At 69.3% G+C, this 15,331-nt stretch carries 16 protein-coding genes; 7 read left to right on the forward strand and 9 right to left on the reverse strand.

Annotated elements, in window-relative coordinates; translation table 11 throughout:
* Positions 1–698: 698 nt before the first annotated feature.
* Positions 699–3,500, reverse strand: a complete 2,802-nt coding sequence (locus FE811_RS07190) for a glutamine-synthetase adenylyltransferase (protein WP_116222923.1) — start codon at positions 3,498–3,500, stop codon at positions 699–701.
* A 231-nt stretch (positions 3,501–3,731) separates the two neighbouring features.
* On the opposite strand from FE811_RS07190, the gene FE811_RS07195 reads away from it, so the two are divergent.
* The 3 genes from FE811_RS07195 (at position 3,732) to ilvN (ending at position 7,073) form a co-directional block, all read left to right on the forward strand.
* Positions 3,732–4,577 carry an arginyltransferase gene (locus FE811_RS07195; protein ID WP_036751281.1) on the forward strand — a complete coding sequence of 282 codons (846 nt, stop codon included), beginning with the start codon at positions 3,732–3,734 and terminating at the stop codon, positions 4,575–4,577.
* A 165-nt stretch (positions 4,578–4,742) separates the two neighbouring features.
* Positions 4,743–6,497: an acetolactate synthase 3 large subunit gene (locus FE811_RS07200; protein WP_116223271.1), complete on the forward strand. Its 1,755-nt coding sequence runs from the start codon at positions 4,743–4,745 to the stop codon at positions 6,495–6,497.
* Positions 6,498–6,512: 15 nt separating this feature from the next.
* Entirely contained in the window at positions 6,513–7,073 is a 561-nt protein-coding gene (ilvN, locus tag FE811_RS07205; RefSeq protein ID WP_028712010.1) for an acetolactate synthase small subunit, read from the forward strand.
* Between the two features lie 4 nt (positions 7,074–7,077).
* On the opposite strand, the gene FE811_RS07210 is transcribed toward ilvN, so the two are convergent.
* Both FE811_RS07210 and FE811_RS07215 read right to left on the reverse strand, forming a co-directional pair.
* The gene (locus FE811_RS07210) at positions 7,078–7,419 is read right to left on the reverse strand and encodes a hypothetical protein (protein ID WP_116222924.1); all 342 of its coding nucleotides are present in this window, start codon (positions 7,417–7,419) and stop codon (positions 7,078–7,080) included.
* A 240-nt stretch (positions 7,420–7,659) separates the two neighbouring features.
* Positions 7,660–8,412 (reverse strand): M48 family metalloprotease, encoded by a 753-nt coding sequence (locus tag FE811_RS07215; RefSeq protein ID WP_036751284.1) that lies wholly within the window; start codon positions 8,410–8,412, stop codon positions 7,660–7,662.
* A gap of 127 nt (positions 8,413–8,539) precedes the next feature.
* Between FE811_RS07215 and FE811_RS07220 the strand changes: the two genes are divergently transcribed.
* On the forward strand, positions 8,540–8,791 hold the full coding sequence (locus FE811_RS07220; protein ID WP_036751286.1) for a hypothetical protein: 252 nt from the start codon (positions 8,540–8,542) through the stop codon (positions 8,789–8,791).
* A 13-nt stretch (positions 8,792–8,804) separates the two neighbouring features.
* Here FE811_RS07220 and FE811_RS07225 read toward each other — a convergent pair whose 3' ends face one another.
* The gene (locus tag FE811_RS07225; RefSeq protein ID WP_116222925.1) at positions 8,805–9,053 is read right to left on the reverse strand and encodes a DUF167 domain-containing protein; all 249 of its coding nucleotides are present in this window, start codon (positions 9,051–9,053) and stop codon (positions 8,805–8,807) included.
* A 105-nt stretch (positions 9,054–9,158) separates the two neighbouring features.
* On the opposite strand from FE811_RS07225, the gene FE811_RS07230 reads away from it, so the two are divergent.
* A complete protein-coding gene (locus FE811_RS07230) occupies positions 9,159–9,725 on the forward strand; it encodes a nitroreductase (protein ID WP_116223272.1) in 567 nt (188 codons plus the stop codon).
* Entirely contained in the window at positions 9,725–10,426 is a 702-nt protein-coding gene (locus tag FE811_RS07235; RefSeq protein WP_114534848.1) for an EI24 domain-containing protein, read from the forward strand. Before FE811_RS07230 ends, FE811_RS07235 begins: the two co-directional genes overlap by 1 nt.
* Here the strand turns inward: FE811_RS07235 and FE811_RS07240 are convergent.
* Both FE811_RS07240 and mce read right to left on the reverse strand, forming a co-directional pair.
* Entirely contained in the window at positions 10,392–10,652 is a 261-nt protein-coding gene (locus tag FE811_RS07240; RefSeq protein ID WP_036751289.1) for a DUF1467 family protein, read from the reverse strand. The genes FE811_RS07235 and FE811_RS07240 overlap by 35 nt on opposite strands.
* Positions 10,652–11,056 carry a methylmalonyl-CoA epimerase gene (gene mce, locus FE811_RS07245; RefSeq protein WP_116223273.1) on the reverse strand — a complete coding sequence of 135 codons (405 nt, stop codon included), beginning with the start codon at positions 11,054–11,056 and terminating at the stop codon, positions 10,652–10,654. Before mce ends, FE811_RS07240 begins: the two co-directional genes overlap by 1 nt.
* A gap of 136 nt (positions 11,057–11,192) precedes the next feature.
* On the opposite strand from mce, the gene FE811_RS07250 reads away from it, so the two are divergent.
* Positions 11,193–11,921: a response regulator gene (locus FE811_RS07250; protein ID WP_116222926.1), complete on the forward strand. Its 729-nt coding sequence runs from the start codon at positions 11,193–11,195 to the stop codon at positions 11,919–11,921.
* 3 nt (positions 11,922–11,924) lie between these two features.
* On the opposite strand, the gene FE811_RS07255 is transcribed toward FE811_RS07250, so the two are convergent.
* From FE811_RS07255 to FE811_RS07265, 3 genes are read right to left on the reverse strand one after another with little or no spacing between them, the layout of a single operon-like run.
* Positions 11,925–12,656 carry a GNAT family N-acetyltransferase gene (locus FE811_RS07255; protein ID WP_116222927.1) on the reverse strand — a complete coding sequence of 244 codons (732 nt, stop codon included), beginning with the start codon at positions 12,654–12,656 and terminating at the stop codon, positions 11,925–11,927.
* Positions 12,657–12,677: 21 nt separating this feature from the next.
* Positions 12,678–13,859 carry a DUF1501 domain-containing protein gene (locus FE811_RS07260; protein WP_116222928.1) on the reverse strand — a complete coding sequence of 394 codons (1,182 nt, stop codon included), beginning with the start codon at positions 13,857–13,859 and terminating at the stop codon, positions 12,678–12,680.
* Positions 13,860–13,871: 12 nt separating this feature from the next.
* On the reverse strand, positions 13,872–15,239 hold the full coding sequence (locus tag FE811_RS07265; RefSeq protein ID WP_116222929.1) for a DUF1800 family protein: 1,368 nt from the start codon (positions 15,237–15,239) through the stop codon (positions 13,872–13,874).
* Positions 15,240–15,331 lie beyond the last annotated feature (92 nt).

Here is a 15,331-nt window from a genome sequence, read left to right on the forward strand (position 1 = left end):
TGGACAGGACCGGCTGGGGCCAGACACTTCTCCCGCTCTGTTTTCGCTTGCGGAGCTCTAACAGGCTGCTGAAAAAGTCCTTGCGACAGGACAGCGCGGGCGGGGAGCCAGGAAATCCGCCTCAAATTTGCCGAAAACACCCCATTTTCGGGCCGATATCAGCTGGTTCCAGAACGATTTCCGCTGCGTCGCCCTCTCAAAATCCTTTTTCAGCAGCCTGCTAAGCGAGACCCGTGGCGGGCCTTGGCGGGCAGGAACGGCAAAGCCGGTGTCGGCTGCGGCACTGGCAGCGAGCCTTGCCACGGCTTCTTGGTGCATGGAAAGATCGGCAGGGCCGGGCACCTCTGCCGCTCGGTTCTCGCACGCGCCGCGCGAAGCGATGCCCGGCGCACGCCCCGGCGGGCAGGAACAGCGGGTCCGATGGCCATCAGAGGCCGTCGGAGCAGATGCATGTGGCGCGCCCGGGCAGGAACGATTGCATGAGTTTCCAGAAATCCCTTTGGCGTGATGCATGTCGCGCGCGCCCGCGGGCAGGAACGAGCGGGCGACATGAACGCCCTGCCGACTGCGGCGATGCCTGTCGCCCGCCCTCGGGGGCAGGCACGGCCGAGCGGGGCGGGCGGCGCAGGTGGCGGACCTGCCGCGGGCTTCCTGCCGCACGACCGGCCGGGTCAGCGGCGGCGCGTTCCCGTCGGCGCCTATCCGGCCTGCACCTCGACCCCGGCCAGGACGCCGTCGATGATCGCGCCGGCGGTCTCGATCGTCGCGGCCAGCCGCTCGGCCAGTTCCTCCAGCGAGGCCGTGCCGGTCTCGCGCAGCAGGAAGGTCTGCCCGCCCTTGCCCAGGTTGTCCATGTCCAAGGGCTTTTCGGTCAACAGCCGGCCGGCGCATTGCAGGCTCCACAGGAAGCGCCGGGCCGAGGCCAGCCTTTCGCCATCCTCGCGCCCGACCAGCCCGATCCGAGGGCCGGTGCGCAACTGCGCCTGCACCGCCCGCGCGGCCGAACCGGCCCGCAGCGCGAAACATTGCGCCAGCAGCTCGATGTCCTGCAACCGGCCACGGCCGATCTTGGCCTCCCAGGCGCCATCCGGGGCCTTGGCGGCGAAGATGCGGGCCCGCATCCCGGCCAGATCCGGCATCACCCGCGGGTCCGTGCCGCGGGTTTGCAGCACCTCGACCCGCAGCGCCTCGACCTCCTCGGCCAGCGCGGCGGCATCGGTGCCGCAGGTGCCGATCACGCGGGCGCGGGTCAGCGCCAGATGCTCCCAGGTCCAGGCCTCGGTCATCTGGTAGTCGCGAAAGCTCTGCACCGAGGTCGCCACCGGCCCCTGCCGCCCCGAGGGGCGCAGCCGCATGTCCACCTCGTAAAGCCGCCCGGCCGAGGTCGGCGCCGAGAGCGCGGTGATCACCGCCTGGGTCAGCCGCGCGTAATAGGCCCGCGTCGCCAGGGGTTTCGACCCCTCGGACGCCTCTTGCCCGGCGGCGTCGTAGATCACGATCAGGTCCAGGTCCGACGAGGCGTTCAGCTGCCGCGCGCCCAGCGAGCCCATGCCCAGCACCACCGCCCCGCGACCCGGCGGCGGTCCGTGGCGGCGGGCGAATTCGGCCGCGACGACCGGGAACAGCGCGGCGACTGCGGCATCGGCGACATCGGCATATTGCCCGCCCGCCTCCTCGGCGCCGATCAGGCTGCGCAGATGATGCACGCCGATGCGGAACTGCCCCTCGTGCGCCCAGCGCCGCGCGGCGTCCAGCGCCTGTTCGTAGCCGCCGCCCGGCGCGGCCAGCGCCGCATCCAGCACCTGGTCCAGTTGGCGGCGCAAGGCGGCGGCGCCGGGCCAGGCCGCAAAGAAGCTGCCGGCCAGCACCCCGTCCAGCACCTCGGGGTGGCGGGCCAGATAGGCCGCCAGCCCCGGCGCCGTGCCGCAGATGTCGGCGATCAATTCGATCAGCTGCGGATTGGCCTCGAAGAGCGAGAAGAGCTGCACCCCGGCCGGCAGCCCGGCCAGGAAGGCGTCGAACCGCGCCAGCGCCTCTTCGGCATGGGCGGCGGCGGTCAGCCGGGTCAGCAGGTCCGGCTCGATCCGGGCAAAGACCTCGCGCCCGCGGGCCGAGCGCAGCGCGGGATAGCTGCGCCAGCGCTCCACCATCGCCTCGGCCTCGGGGGACAGCGCCGGGCGGGCCCGCTGCTCGCCGGGGGCGAAGAAATCGCCGGTCAGCGCCTCGACCCGCGCCAGGCGGGTGGCCAGGCGCGCCGACCAGGCGGCGGTGTCGCCCTCGCCCATCATGCGGGCGATGGTGTCCAGCCCCTCGGCCGAGGCGGGCAGCGAATGGGTCTGTGCGTCGTTCACCATCTGGATGCGATGCTCGATCTCGCGATGCTCGCGGTAATGCGCGGTCAGCTCCTGGGCCACCTCGGGCGGCACCCAGCCCTTTTCGGCCAGCCGCGCCAGCCCCTCGACCGTGCCGCGCAGGCGCAGGTCGGGGTCGCGGCCGCCGGCGATCAGCTGGCGGGTCTGGGTGAAGAACTCGATCTCGCGGATGCCGCCCTGGCCCAGCTTCATGTTGTGGCCCGGCACCTCGATGCGGCCGTGCAGCCCCTTGTGGTCGCGGATGCGCAGCCGCATGTCGTGGGCGTCCTGGATGGCGGCGAAGTCCAGGTGCCGCCGCCAGACGAAGGGGCGCAGCTCGCGCAGGAAGCGCGCGCCCGCCGCCAGGTCGCCGCCGCAGGGCCGCGCCTTGATATAGGCGCTGCGTTCCCAGGTGCGGCCCTCGGCCTCGTAATAGGCCAGCGCCGCCGAGATCGAGATGCAGACCGGCGTCACCGCCGCATCGGGCCGCAGTCGCAGGTCGGTGCGGAAGACATAGCCCTGGTCGGTGTTGTCCGAGATCGTCGCCGCCGCCTTGCGGGTGGCGCGGATCAGGGCGGCGCGGGCCTCATACTGGTCATCGGGATCATAGGCGCCGTCGTCGTAAAGCACGATCAGGTCGATGTCCGAGGAGTAGTTCAGCTCTGCCGCGCCCATCTTGCCCATGGCGAGCGCGACGATGCCGCCGGCCTCGGCCCCGGTCGGGGGCAGCTTGCCGCGCGCCTGCTCGGCCGCGACATGGGCGCGCAGGGCCAGGTCCGTGGCGCGGTCGGCCAGGTCGGTCAGCGCGCCCGTCACCCGTTCCAGCGGCCAGACGCCGCCCAGGTCGGCCAGCGCCGTCCACAGCGCCACCCGCCGCTTGGCGCGGCGCAGCGCCGGGCCGAGGGCATCGGCGGAAAGCGTCTCGAACCCCGCCGTCTCGCGGGCGACGACATCCCCGTGCGCCAGCGCGCCGGGCAGCCAGTCAGCCTCGCGCTCGATCAGCCCGGCCAGGTAGGGGCTGCAACCGGCGGTGCCGCGGATCAGATCGCCCAGCCGGGGATCGGCGATCCCGGTCGCTTGCAGCGCGGAAAGGCCGCGGGCGGGGTCGGCGGGGATGGGCAGGCGGGTGATGCGGGCGGCGAAATCCATGGCCGCAGCCTAGCCGCAGCCGGCGCCGCGTCAATGCCGCGCGAATGGACCGAGAGGTTCAATTCTTGCGGTTTTCCCTGCTTGGCGCGGGGTGCAACTGTTGCTAGGCTCGGCCCAAGAGCAATCCACAACGCAGCCCCGACCGCCGCCAATGCGCGCCGAGATGAGAGTGACCCGACCGCAGCATGCGCCGCCAGGCGCGGCGCGCCCCAGACGCCGGGGGCGCGGCTGATGCGGCACAGCCTGCCTCATGCGCCGCAATTCTATGTGACGGCGCCGCAGCCCTGCCCCTATCTGCACGGCCGGGCCGAACGCAAGCTGTTCACCGCGCTGACCGGCGATTCGGCCAACGAGCTGAACAACGCCCTGTCGCGCCAGGGCTTCCGCCGCTCGCAGAACGTGCTTTACCGGCCCAGCTGCGAAAGCTGCGTGGCCTGCATGTCGGCGCGCATCCGGGTGTCCGAGTTCCAGCCCTCGCGCACGCAGCGCCGGATCGCGCGCAGGAACGTGCATCTGCGCCGCCTTGCCACCAGCGCCTGGGCGACCGAGGAACAGTATGAACTGTTCCGCGCCTATCTGGACGAACGCCATGCCGACGGCGGCATGGCCGACATGGACATCTTCGAATTCGCCGCGATGATCGAGGAGACGCCGGTGCGCACCCGCGTCATCGAATATCGCACGCACCAGGGCGACAGCAGCGAGATCCCGCCGCCGCCCGGCAGCGACCGTCTGGTCGCGGTCTGCCTGACCGACGTGCTGGATGACGGGCTGAGCCTGGTCTACAGCTTCTATGACCCGGCGCTGGAAAGCGCGAGCCTGGGCACGCATATCATCCTGGACCATATCGATCTGGCGCGCAGCGCCGGCCTGCCCTTCGTCTACCTGGGCTATTGGGTGCCCGGCAGCCGCAAGATGGACTACAAGGCGAAATTCTCGGCGCTGGAGATCTACAAGGGCGGCGTCTGGCAGCCGATCGGCGATCCGGCGCAGCATACGTCGGACATCCACCCCCTGTCCATCGACCCCATCGTGGAGCAGGTGGCGCGGATCAACCTGCCCTCGAACCGGAAATGATTACCGAAAAGCCGGCGTCTTGGTAAGAATATTTCAAGAATTTGCGGCATCGGGTCATTTTCTTGGACAATCGCCATTGACCGCGCCTCGCCGCACCCATAGTTTTCCGCGTCGCAGCGGGGCGGCTGTCCCCGCCGCGTTTTTGTTCAGAGATGGAGAATGGGCATGTCCCGACAGATGACGGGTGCAAGGATGGTTATCGAGGCTCTGCGCGATCAGGGCGTCGATACGGTATTCGGCTATCCGGGCGGGGCGGTACTTCCCATCTATGACGAGATTTTCCAGCAAAACGACATCAAGCACATCCTGGTCCGCCACGAACAGGGCGCCGTCCACATGGCCGAGGGCTATGCCCGCTCGACCGGCAAGCCGGGGGTGGTGCTGGTCACGTCCGGTCCCGGCGCGACCAATGCCGTCACCGGGCTGACCGACGCGCTGATGGATTCGATCCCCATCGTCGTGCTGACCGGGCAGGTTCCGACCTTCCTGATCGGCACCGACGGCTTCCAGGAGGCCGACACCATCGGCATCACCCGCCCCTGCACCAAGCACAACTGGCTGGTGAAAGAGACGGACGAGCTGGCGGCGACGATCCACAAGGCCTTCCACATCGCCACCTCGGGCCGTCCGGGGCCGGTGCTGATCGACATCCCCAAGGACGTGCAATTCGCCACCGGCGAATATGTCGGGCCCAAGCAGATCGAGACGCCCAGCTACCAGCCGGCGAAGAAGGGCGACCTGGCCACCATCACCCGGCTGGTCGAGCTGATGGAGACGGCCGAGCGGCCGATCTTCTATACCGGCGGCGGCGTCATCAACTCGGGCCCCGGCGCCAGCCAGCTGTTGCGCGAGCTGGCGGATGCGACGGGCTTTCCCGTCACCTCGACGCTGATGGGGCTGGGGGCCTATCCGGCCTCGGGGTCGAAATGGATCGGCATGCTGGGCATGCATGGCCTCTACGAGGCCAACATGGCCATGCACGATTGCGACCTGATGATCGCCATCGGCGCACGCTTCGACGACCGCATCACCGGGCGGGTCGCGGATTTCAGCCCCGGCTCGGTCAAGGCGCAGATCGACATCGACCCCAGCTCGATCAACAAGGTGATCCATGTCGACCTGCCCATCGTCGGCGATGTCGGCCATGTGCTGGAAGACATGCTGAAGGTCTGGAAGGCCCGCGGCCGCAAGACCAATGCCGAGGCGCTGCGGGCATGGTGGGCGCAGATCGAGCAGTGGAAGGCGCGCAACTGCCTTGCCTATCGCAACTCGGACAAGGTCATCAAGCCGCAGCACGCCTTGCAGCGCCTGCAGGCGCTGACCGCCGCGCGCAAGCCCTATTTCACCACCGAGGTCGGCCAGCATCAGATGTGGGCGGCACAGTTCCTGCATTTCGAGGATCCGAACCACTGGATGACCTCGGGCGGGCTGGGGACGATGGGCTATGGCCTGCCCGCCTCGATCGGGGTGCAGGTCGCCCATCCCGAGGCGCTGGTGGTCAACGTCGCCGGCGAGGCGTCCTGGCTGATGAACATGCAGGAAATGGCGACCGCCGTGCAGTTCCGCGCGCCAGTCAAGCAGTTCATCCTGAACAACGAGCGCCTGGGCATGGTCCGGCAATGGCAGCAATTGCTGCATGGCGAGCGCTACAGCCAGAGCTGGTCGGAAAGCCTGCCCGATTTCGTCAAGCTGGCCGAGGCCTTTGGCTGCGGCGGGCGCACGGTTTCGGACCCGGCCGACCTGGACGCGGCGATCCAGGAGATGATCGACTATGACGGCCCGTTCATCCTGGACGTGCTGGTCGAAAAGCACGAGAACTGCTTCCCGATGATCCCCTCGGGCAAGCCGCATAACGAGATGCTCTTGGGCGAGGCATCGACCGAAGGCGCCATCACCGGCGCCGGCGCGGCCCTGGTCTGAGGTTAGGAGAAGAACATGGCGGCACTGAACATCCAGAAGGGCGCATCCAGCCATTCGGCCTATGACCTGCGCGACCCCAACGCCCAGACCATCGAAAGCCACACCCTCGCGGTGCTGGTCGAGAACGAGCCGGGCGTGCTGGCGCGCGTGATCGGCCTGTTTTCCGGGCGCGGCTACAATATCGACAGCCTGACCGTGGCCGAGGTGGACCACCTGGGCCACCGCTCGCGCATCACCATCGTCACCCGCGGCACCCCCGCGGTGATCGAGCAGATCAAGGCACAGCTTGGCCGCATCGTGCCGGTGCATGATGTCCACGACCTGACCGTCGAGGGCCCCTGCGTCGAGCGCGAGCTGGGCCTGTTCAAGGTCACGAGCAAGGGCGACAAGCGGGTCGAGGCGCTGCGGATCGCCGAGATCTTCCGCGCCAGCGTGGTCGATTCGACCCTGGAGAGCTTTGTCTTCGAAATCACCGGCACGCCCGAGAAGCTGGACGCCTTTGCCGAGTTGATGCGGCCCCTGGGCCTGTCGGACCAGGCCCGGACCGGCGTCGCCGCGCTGGCGCGCGGCGCCTGACGAATCAGCGGGCGGCCGCCAGTCTCAGCGGCCGCTCTTGCGCCTCGCCTTCGCGGTTCGAAATCACCCGCAGCACCGGGCGGGCCGGTTCGGGTTTTTCGCCCATGTTCCGCAGCAGGCTGGGCAGTTCCGACCGCTTGTTGCCCCCGACGATGCTGACGAAGCGGGCATGGCGCAGGTCGGCCTGCATTTCGATCTCAAGCTCGACCAGGTCGCCCGCCTCGGGCCATTCCGTTCCGGCGAACAGGTTTTCCCTGCCCTGCAGATAGGCCAGGGCGCCATGATCCTCGCACCAGATCACGGCCTTCTCCTTGGCCGGACTGCTCCATAAAATAACCCCGATCATGAAAGCTCCTAAAAGACAAAAGCCACCCGGCAATAAGGACGTAACCCAACCCAAGCGGGAAACTATCGGCAATTTCTCGCCTATGAAAGCAATTTCTGGCGGAACCGTTCAGTTTGAGGGAGAATCGGCAGTCAAATTGATCTTTTACGGCTGCGGCCCGCCTGAATTTCATCTTTCTCACGAGAAAACAAACTGTTCCGTCTAGCCTGTGGCCGATGCAGCAGCGCAACGGCGGCCGAGCTATCGCACCCGGCCCGCCCGGTAATCGGCCACGGCCCGCGCAACCTGGCCCATACGGGCGCTGCGCGACGGGTGGGTGCCCAGAATTTTATCACCCGGATCGGGGATGCGGGCGAAAAACAGCGCACCGTGTTCGGGATCGAAGCCGGCGTTCAGGGTGATGATCGCGCCCAGGTAATCGGCCTCGAGTTCCCAGTCCTTCGAATAGTAGCGGGCGCCGAACTGGGCGCCGAAATCCTGCGCGGTGCGAATCGCCTCGGGATCGCCGCCATAGGCGCTGGCCAGCCCGCCCAGGATCACCGCGCCCACGGTCGCGGCGCCGGTCTTGCGGCTGATATGGCCCAGGATGTGGTGGCTCGCCTCGTGCCCGATGACGAAAGCCAACTCGTCAGCATTGCGCGCCTCGCCGATCAGCGACAGGGTGAAACCGATGATCGGCCGGCCGCTGGGATCGACGGTCTGGAAGGCGTTCGGCTCCAGCCCCGCGCGGTCGTCGACGACGAACTGGAAATCGCAGTTGATCGGCTGGGTGCGCCGCTGCAGGCATTCGCGTTCCACCGCCGGCTCCATGCGGCTGACCACCGAGACGAAGGTGCGCGCCGAGGCCGAGGCATTGGCCGGCGTGTCCGGGGCGGGCGTGATGATGACGTCAGGCCCGCCGGGCTGCGGCACTCCCGGCTGCGGCACGGGCGCGGCGACACAGCCCGCCAGCACCAGCACGACCGCCGCCACCGCCTGCCATGTCCTCATCATCTGCCGCCCTCGCCTGCCCGTGTTCGCGCCACTCTAGCCGCGGCGGCCGCCTCGCGCCAAGCCCCGGACTTGCCCCGGCCGCAATATCACGCGATTGTCGGGGAAAGCCGAACGGGAAGGATCCCCGATGTTCACCATCGAGCATGATTTCGACGCGACCGTCATCACCCTGATCGACGAATTGCCACAGGCCGAGATCGGTTCGCGCCCGCTGAACGAGGATGTGGTCATCCACAGCTTCGACGACCGCGTCGTGGTCGAGCAATTCGACCCCGACACCGGCGAGCTGGCGCAGATCGTCCTGACCATCGAGCAGCTGGAAGAGCTGCGCGCCGCGCTGAACCTGCCCGAGGGCAACTATCGGCTGCAACGCGGCTAGCCAGGCGGTCCGGCTAGTCGATGCGGAACAGCTTGTCACGTGCCGTGGCCCCGCGGACCAGCACCAGCCGCGACTTGGCCACCCCCAGCGCCTTGGCCAGCAGCTTGACCACCGCGGCATTGGCCTTGCCGTCCTCGGGGACCACGGTGACGGCGACGCGGATCGCCTCGCCGTCCAGGATCACCGCATTGCGCGAGGCGCGCGGGGTGACGCGCACCGCGATTTCGGCGCCGGGCCGGGCAAGATGGCTAAGGTCGGTCATGCCCCTTTCAAGCCGGGCGCGGCGAAAAAGGCAATGCCGGCTGGTGCCGGCGGGCCGGCGCGGCTATCTGATGGCCAGGACATGCGCGAACCCGACGAGGACCGAATGGAATATGCCGATCCCGCCACCCTGGCCTTCCTGGCCAGCCGCCGCTCGCACCCGCCGAAACTGCTGGCCGGCCCGCCCCCCTCGCGGGAGGCGCTGATGGAGCTGCTGGAACTGGCCGCCCGCGTGCCCGACCACGGCAAGCTGGAGCCCTGGCGCTTTGCCGTGCTGGAGCGCGCGACGCTCGACCGGCTGGCCCCGGTGCTGGCCCGGCACGTGCTGGACCAGGGCGGGGACGAGGCGGCGGCGGAAAAGGCCCGCTCGGCCTTTGGCTCGCCGGTGATCGTGGCAGTGGTCTCGGCCCCGGTCGAAAGCCCCAAGGTGCCGGAATGGGAACAGTTCCTGTCCGCGGGCGCCGTCTGCCTGGAGCTGGTGAACGCGGCGCTGGCGGCGGGCTACGGCGCCGCCTGGCTGACCGGCCCGGCGGCCGAGGCGGATTTCGCCCGCGCCCATCTGGGCCTGGCCGAGGGCGAGCGGATCGTCGGGCTGGTCCATATCGGCCGGCGCGGCCCGACCCCGCCCGAGCGTCCGCGCCCGGATGTCGCGGCCAAGACCACCTTCCTGTGATGGTGCTGCGGGCGCTGATCCTGGCTTGGGGCGACCTGCTGCGGCCGCGCATCTTCGGCGTGGTCGCGCTTGGCGTGGCGCTGACGCTGGCCTTGTTCCTGGTATTGCAGGCCGGCGCCTTCTGGGCGATCCGCGCCTTTGCCCCCGAGACGCTGACCCTGCCCTGGATCGGCGCCGTGCCGCTGGCGCCCGCGCTGTCCTGGGGCTCGCTGCTGCTGTTCCCCTTGATGAGCATCTTCCTGATGACCCCGGTCGCCGCCGGCTTTTCAGGTCTGTTCGCCGAGCGCGTCGCCGAGGCGGTCGAGGAGACGCATTATCCCGCCGCCAAGGGCCTGCCCGTCGATTTCTGGGACGGGCTGTGGGAATCGCTGGCGGTCATGGGCGCGGTGATCCTGGTCACGCTGGCGACGCTGGCGCTGACGCCCTTCCTGGGCCCGCTGGCCTCGCTGCTGTTCTATGGCGGCAACGGCTGGCTGCTGGGGCGCGAGTTCTTCCAGATGGCGGCGCGGCGCCACCTGCACGAGCCGCAGGCGACCGCCCTGCGCCGCAGCCTGGCCATGCAGGCGACGGCGCTGGGGGTGCTGATCGCGGCGCTTCTGACGGTGCCGGTGCTGAACGTGGTCGTCCCGGTGCTGGCGGCGGCGGGGTTCACCCACCTCTACCATCTCAGCGCGTCCAGGCCTCGAGGTCGGCGCGGGTGATGACGCCGGCGATGATGACATAGGCGATCACGCCCCAGATCAGCCCGGCGATCAGCGTCGCCCACAGCGCCTTCTTCTTCAGCTTGGGCTCGTGCGGGGCGCCGGCGGGGGTGCCGGGCGTCACCTGCCCGACATCGGCCTGGCTTTGCTGGCCGATCGGCAGCAGCACGAACAGCACCAGGAACCACAGCACGGCGTAAAGGACGATGCCCCCGGTCAGGCTCATCAGACCTGCTCCAACTCGATCAGGCAGCCGTTGAAGTCCTTGGGATGCAGGAACAGCACCGGCTTGCCATGGGCGCCGATCTTGGGCTCGCCATTGCCCAGCACGCGCGCGCCCTCGGACTTCAGCTTGTCGCGGGCGGCCAGGATGTCGTCGACCTCGAAGCACATGTGATGGATGCCGCCCGAGGGGTTCTTTTCCAGGAAGCCCTTGATCGGGCTGTCCTCGCCCAGGGGATAGAGCAGCTCGATCTTGGTGTTCGGCAGCTCGATGAAGACGACGGTGACGCCATGGTCGGGTTCGTCCTGCGGCGCGCCGACCTTGGCGCCAAGGCTGTTTTCATATTGCGCCGCCGCGGCCTTCAGGTCGGGCACGGCAATGGCGACATGGTTCAGGCGTCCGATCATCACTTCCTCCGTCATTTGCGCCCTTCTAAGGCCAGAGCCCAGCCGGGGAAAGGAAAACAAACCGCCGTTAACCGCTTCTTAGGGAAAACGCGCAATCCTTGGGACAGTTGGTGATTCCCAGTTAGGATTTTGCGAGATGGAACAGGAAAGCATCGGTGCGGAAGACTTTCCCACCTGGCGGGCCGCCCTGCCGAACCGGCCGCTGGCCGGGCTGACGGTGCTGGTGGTCGAGGATTCGCGCGTCGCCTCCGAGGCGGTGCGGCTGCTGTGCCTGCGTTCGGGCGCGCGCATCCGGCGGGCCGACTGCATCCGCTCGGCCCTGCGGCATCTTCAGACCTATCGGCCGGGGGCGGTGATCGTGGACATGGGCCTGCCCGACGGCGACGGCGCCGACATGATCGCCACCATCGCCCGCGCGATGCCGCGGGTGCCGGTGATCCTGGGCATCTCGGGCGATCCGGCCAGGCGCGAGGCGGCGATCCGGGCCGGCGCGGACGGTTTCCTGGCAAAGCCCGTCGAAAGCCTGGCGCTGTTCCAGGAGGCGATCCTGGCCGCCCTGCCGCCCGACGCGCGGCCGCAAGGGCTGCGCGCCCTGCCCGAGGACATGATCGCCGCCGACCCCGAGGCGCTGCGCAACGACCTGGCGCATGTCGCCGACGTGCTGGCGCAGGCCGACGACACCGCCGCCATCGACTATATCGCCCGCTTCCTGGCCGGGGTCGCCCGCTCGGCCCATGACCGGATGCTGGAGGATGCGGCGACCACGCTGGCGCGCGACCACGCGCAGGGCCGGGCGCTCGCCACCGACCTGGCGCGGATCAGCGGGCTGGTGCAGGACCGGCTGGCAAGCGCGCGGATCTCGTAGGCCCTAGCCCGCGGTCAGCGCCGACAGGCTTTGCCGCTGGCGTCCCTGGGCATCGAAATTGCCGGGCGCGAGCCATGCCTGGTGCGCACGCGCCAGGGCGGGCCAGTCGCGGTCGATGATCGCATACCAGGCCGTGTCGCGGTTGCGGCCCTTATAGATCATATGCTGGCGGAAAATGCCCTCGAAGACAAAGCCATAGCGCAGCGCCGCCCGACGCGAGGGGGCGTTCAGCGCATCGCATTTCCATTCGACCCGGCGATAGCCGGCCTCGAAGGCCCAGCCGATCATCAGCGAAATCGCCTCGGTCGCGGCCGGGCTGCGCTGCATCGGCGGCGCGATCTCGATATGGCCGATCTCGATCACCCCATTGGCCGGGTCGATGCGCAGGAACGAGGCAAGCCCGCCCACCTTGCCGGTCGCGCGGTCGCGCAGGGCATAGAAATACGGGTCCGCCTTGGCCGCCATCCCGGCCTGCCAGGCGCGATAGGCCGGCAGGTCGGCGAAGGGGCCATAGCCCAGGTAGTCCCAGACCCAATCCTGGCCCCGGTTGGCCGCGAACAGATTCTCGGCATGGCGCTCGGGGTCCAGGCGCTCCAGCAGGACATGGCGGCCCTCGATCCGGTCGGGACCGGGCGGGGGCGGCGGCACGAAACCCGCGACCAGGGGCCCGGTCGGCCGCGGGCCGTCGCCCTGGGCAAAAGGCGCGGGCGCGCGGTCGGGGTGATCCTGGGACATGGGCAGGGCTCCGGCAAGGGCTCAGGCCAGCATCCCCGGATCGCCGCCAAGGTCAAGGCCGGGAAAGATCTCGCGCTCCAGCCTGTCGCGCCCGATGCCGAACAGCCCATGCATGGCCCAGGCGGCATAGGCGCGGATGTCGCGCGTGGGCATCAGGTCGCGGCCGGCGTAAAGCTGGTCCTCGCCCAGGCCCGGCCAGTCGCCAAAGGCGCGCCCGCCCCGGATCGCGCCGCCCGCCATCAACAGCGCGCCGCCGGTGCCGTGATCGGTCCCGCCCGAGCCGTTCTCGCGCACGGTGCGGCCGAATTCGGTCATGGCCAGCACCGTGGTCCGGCCCCAGTTCGGCCCCAGCCCCTCGCGCAGCTTCAGGATCGCCGCCGCCAGCCGGTCCAGCCCCCGGCCCAGCACGACGGGCTGGTTGGCATGGCTGTCCCAGCCGGCAAGGGAAAAGGCGGCGATGCGGCTTTCGGCGTTCAGCCGGCTGGCGGTAAAGGCGGCCAGCGCCTCGGCATCGGCGGTCGGGCCCGGCATCTTGCCCAGGTCCGAGGTCTCGGCGCTGATCTGCACCGCGTCCTGCGCCGCATCGCGAAACAGCGGGTCGTCGTGATAGACATGCTCCAGCAGCATCTGCGCCTGCGGCGACAGCTTCAGCCAGGCCCGCGGCGCCCAGCTGAGATGCGCGGCCTTGCCGGTCAGGATCTTCATCTGCTCGACGCCGACCGCATAGGCAGTCTCGGCCGTGGCGCCGGGCGTCGCCTGCAACAGCCGGTTCAGCCAGCCGCCCACCCGCCGGTCCACCGGCAGGTCGTTGCCGGTCCCCGCCTCCAGCAGGTCCTGGCCGTCGAAATGGCTGCGCTTGTCGCGATAGGGGGTCGAGACGGCATGGGCAAAGGCCAGCTCGCCCTTTTGCCACAGCGGCAACAGCGGCTCCAGCCGCGGATGCAGCGCATAGAAGCCGTCGAGGTCCAGCGCGCCGTTTTCCGGCCCGACCGAAAGGTTGCGGCGCAGCTTGGCCAGCATCGGGTCGCCATAGGGCTGGATCGCATCGAGCCCGTCCATGGCGCCGCGCAGGATGATGACGACCAGCCGGTTCTCGCCCGGAAGCGCGGCGAAGGTCATGGAACTCATCAACGGATGCGCCGCGGCCGAGCAGCCGATCAGCGCCGCCCCCTTCAGAAACAGGCGCCGGTCCAGTGTCAGCATCTGCCTACCCTCCTATCGCCGGTTGAAATCGCCCGAGGCGAGGATCAGCGCCACGCCCTCGGCCGCCGATTCCGCCTTGGGCACGGCCCAGGCCAGTTCCGCCGACTGCGTGCCGCCGAAAGCCGAGACCAGCATCTCGCGCGGGTCGGGCAATTCGTCCAGCAGCAGGCGGGGAATGCGCAGCGACCAGTTGATCCGCGCGGCCAGCGTCTGCGCCGCGATCCAGGCATCGGCCGTCTCGGGCCAGCCGTCGGGGCCTTTGGGCCGGCCCCAGGGCTGGCCCATGGCCTCGAGCGGGCCCCAGGCGATGCGGCGAAACATGGGCAGCTCCAGCCGGGCGATCCCTTCGCCGCGGATGCCCAGCGCCCTGAGCCCGGCCACGCAGAAATCGAAGGGCTGGCGCACCTTCTGCCGCAGGCCGGAGGCCAGGTCGGGATGGCTGGCCAGCACGCGATAGACCTGCGGCAGGTCGCCGCCCGTGTCGCGCCAGGTGGCCGCCATGGCCTCGACCAGATCCTCGGACGGGTCGTCCGAGACGAAATGCACCGCCAGCTTGCGCGACAGGTGCCGCGCGGTCTCGGGCCGGCGGGCGATGTCGTGAAAGGCGTCGCGGATGGCGTCGAGCCCGTCGCGCCGGCCGCCGCCATAGGCCCGGCCCAGCACCGTCTCGGCCCCAGGCTCGGCCCAGGGCGGGCGAAAGGCGAAGCCCGACCGATGCGAAAAGCTGAGCCCGGTCAGCAGCTCGGCCAGTTCGCGCACGTCCTCTTGCTCATAACCGGCGCCCACGCCCAGCGAATGCAGCTCCAGCGCCTCGCGGGCGAGGTTCTCGTTCAGCCCGAAATTGCGGTCCGGGCGGCGCCGCGCGACGGGCGAGCCCGGCCCGCGGCTGGAGATCTGGTCCAGATAGACCAGCATCATCGGATGGGTGTCGGCGGCGAAGAACATGTCCTCGAACCGGCCGTTCACATGCGGGCGGATCGCCTCGTCCACGAAGGCCAGCGCCAGGGCGTTGTTCATCTTGTCCGTCGCGCGGACGGTGAAATGGTCGGCCCAGAACTGCACCAGCCTTTCGCCGAAGCCGATCGGGTCGTCCAGGGCGCGGATCACCCGGCGGCGCAGGCCCTCGACCGGCAGGTCGCCGAGCTGGCGCTCGGCCTCCTGCCCCTCGGCCGGCTCGGGCCGCCCCTCGCGCCGGGCAAGGCGGACATCGCGAAACCGCGTCGCAAGGGCGCTGGCCTTTTCGGTGGTCATCGCCTCGGGGCCAGGACCGGCGCTTGCAGGACCGGCCAGAACCGCCTCGACATCGGCGGGCGGCGGCATCAACGGCGACAGACCAAAGCCCAGCCGGATCGCCGCCAGTTCGGGAAATCCAAAGCTCATGCAATCATCCCTTGCAGGGGAAATCGCCCCCATGCGCAGGTTATGGCACGACCTCGGCCCGAGGTCAGTTCACGCTTTCTTCAGCATGCGGC

The organism is Paracoccus sp. FO-3 (assembly GCF_006386455.1).
Classification (GTDB): Bacteria; Pseudomonadota; Alphaproteobacteria; order Rhodobacterales; family Rhodobacteraceae; genus Paracoccus; species Paracoccus versutus.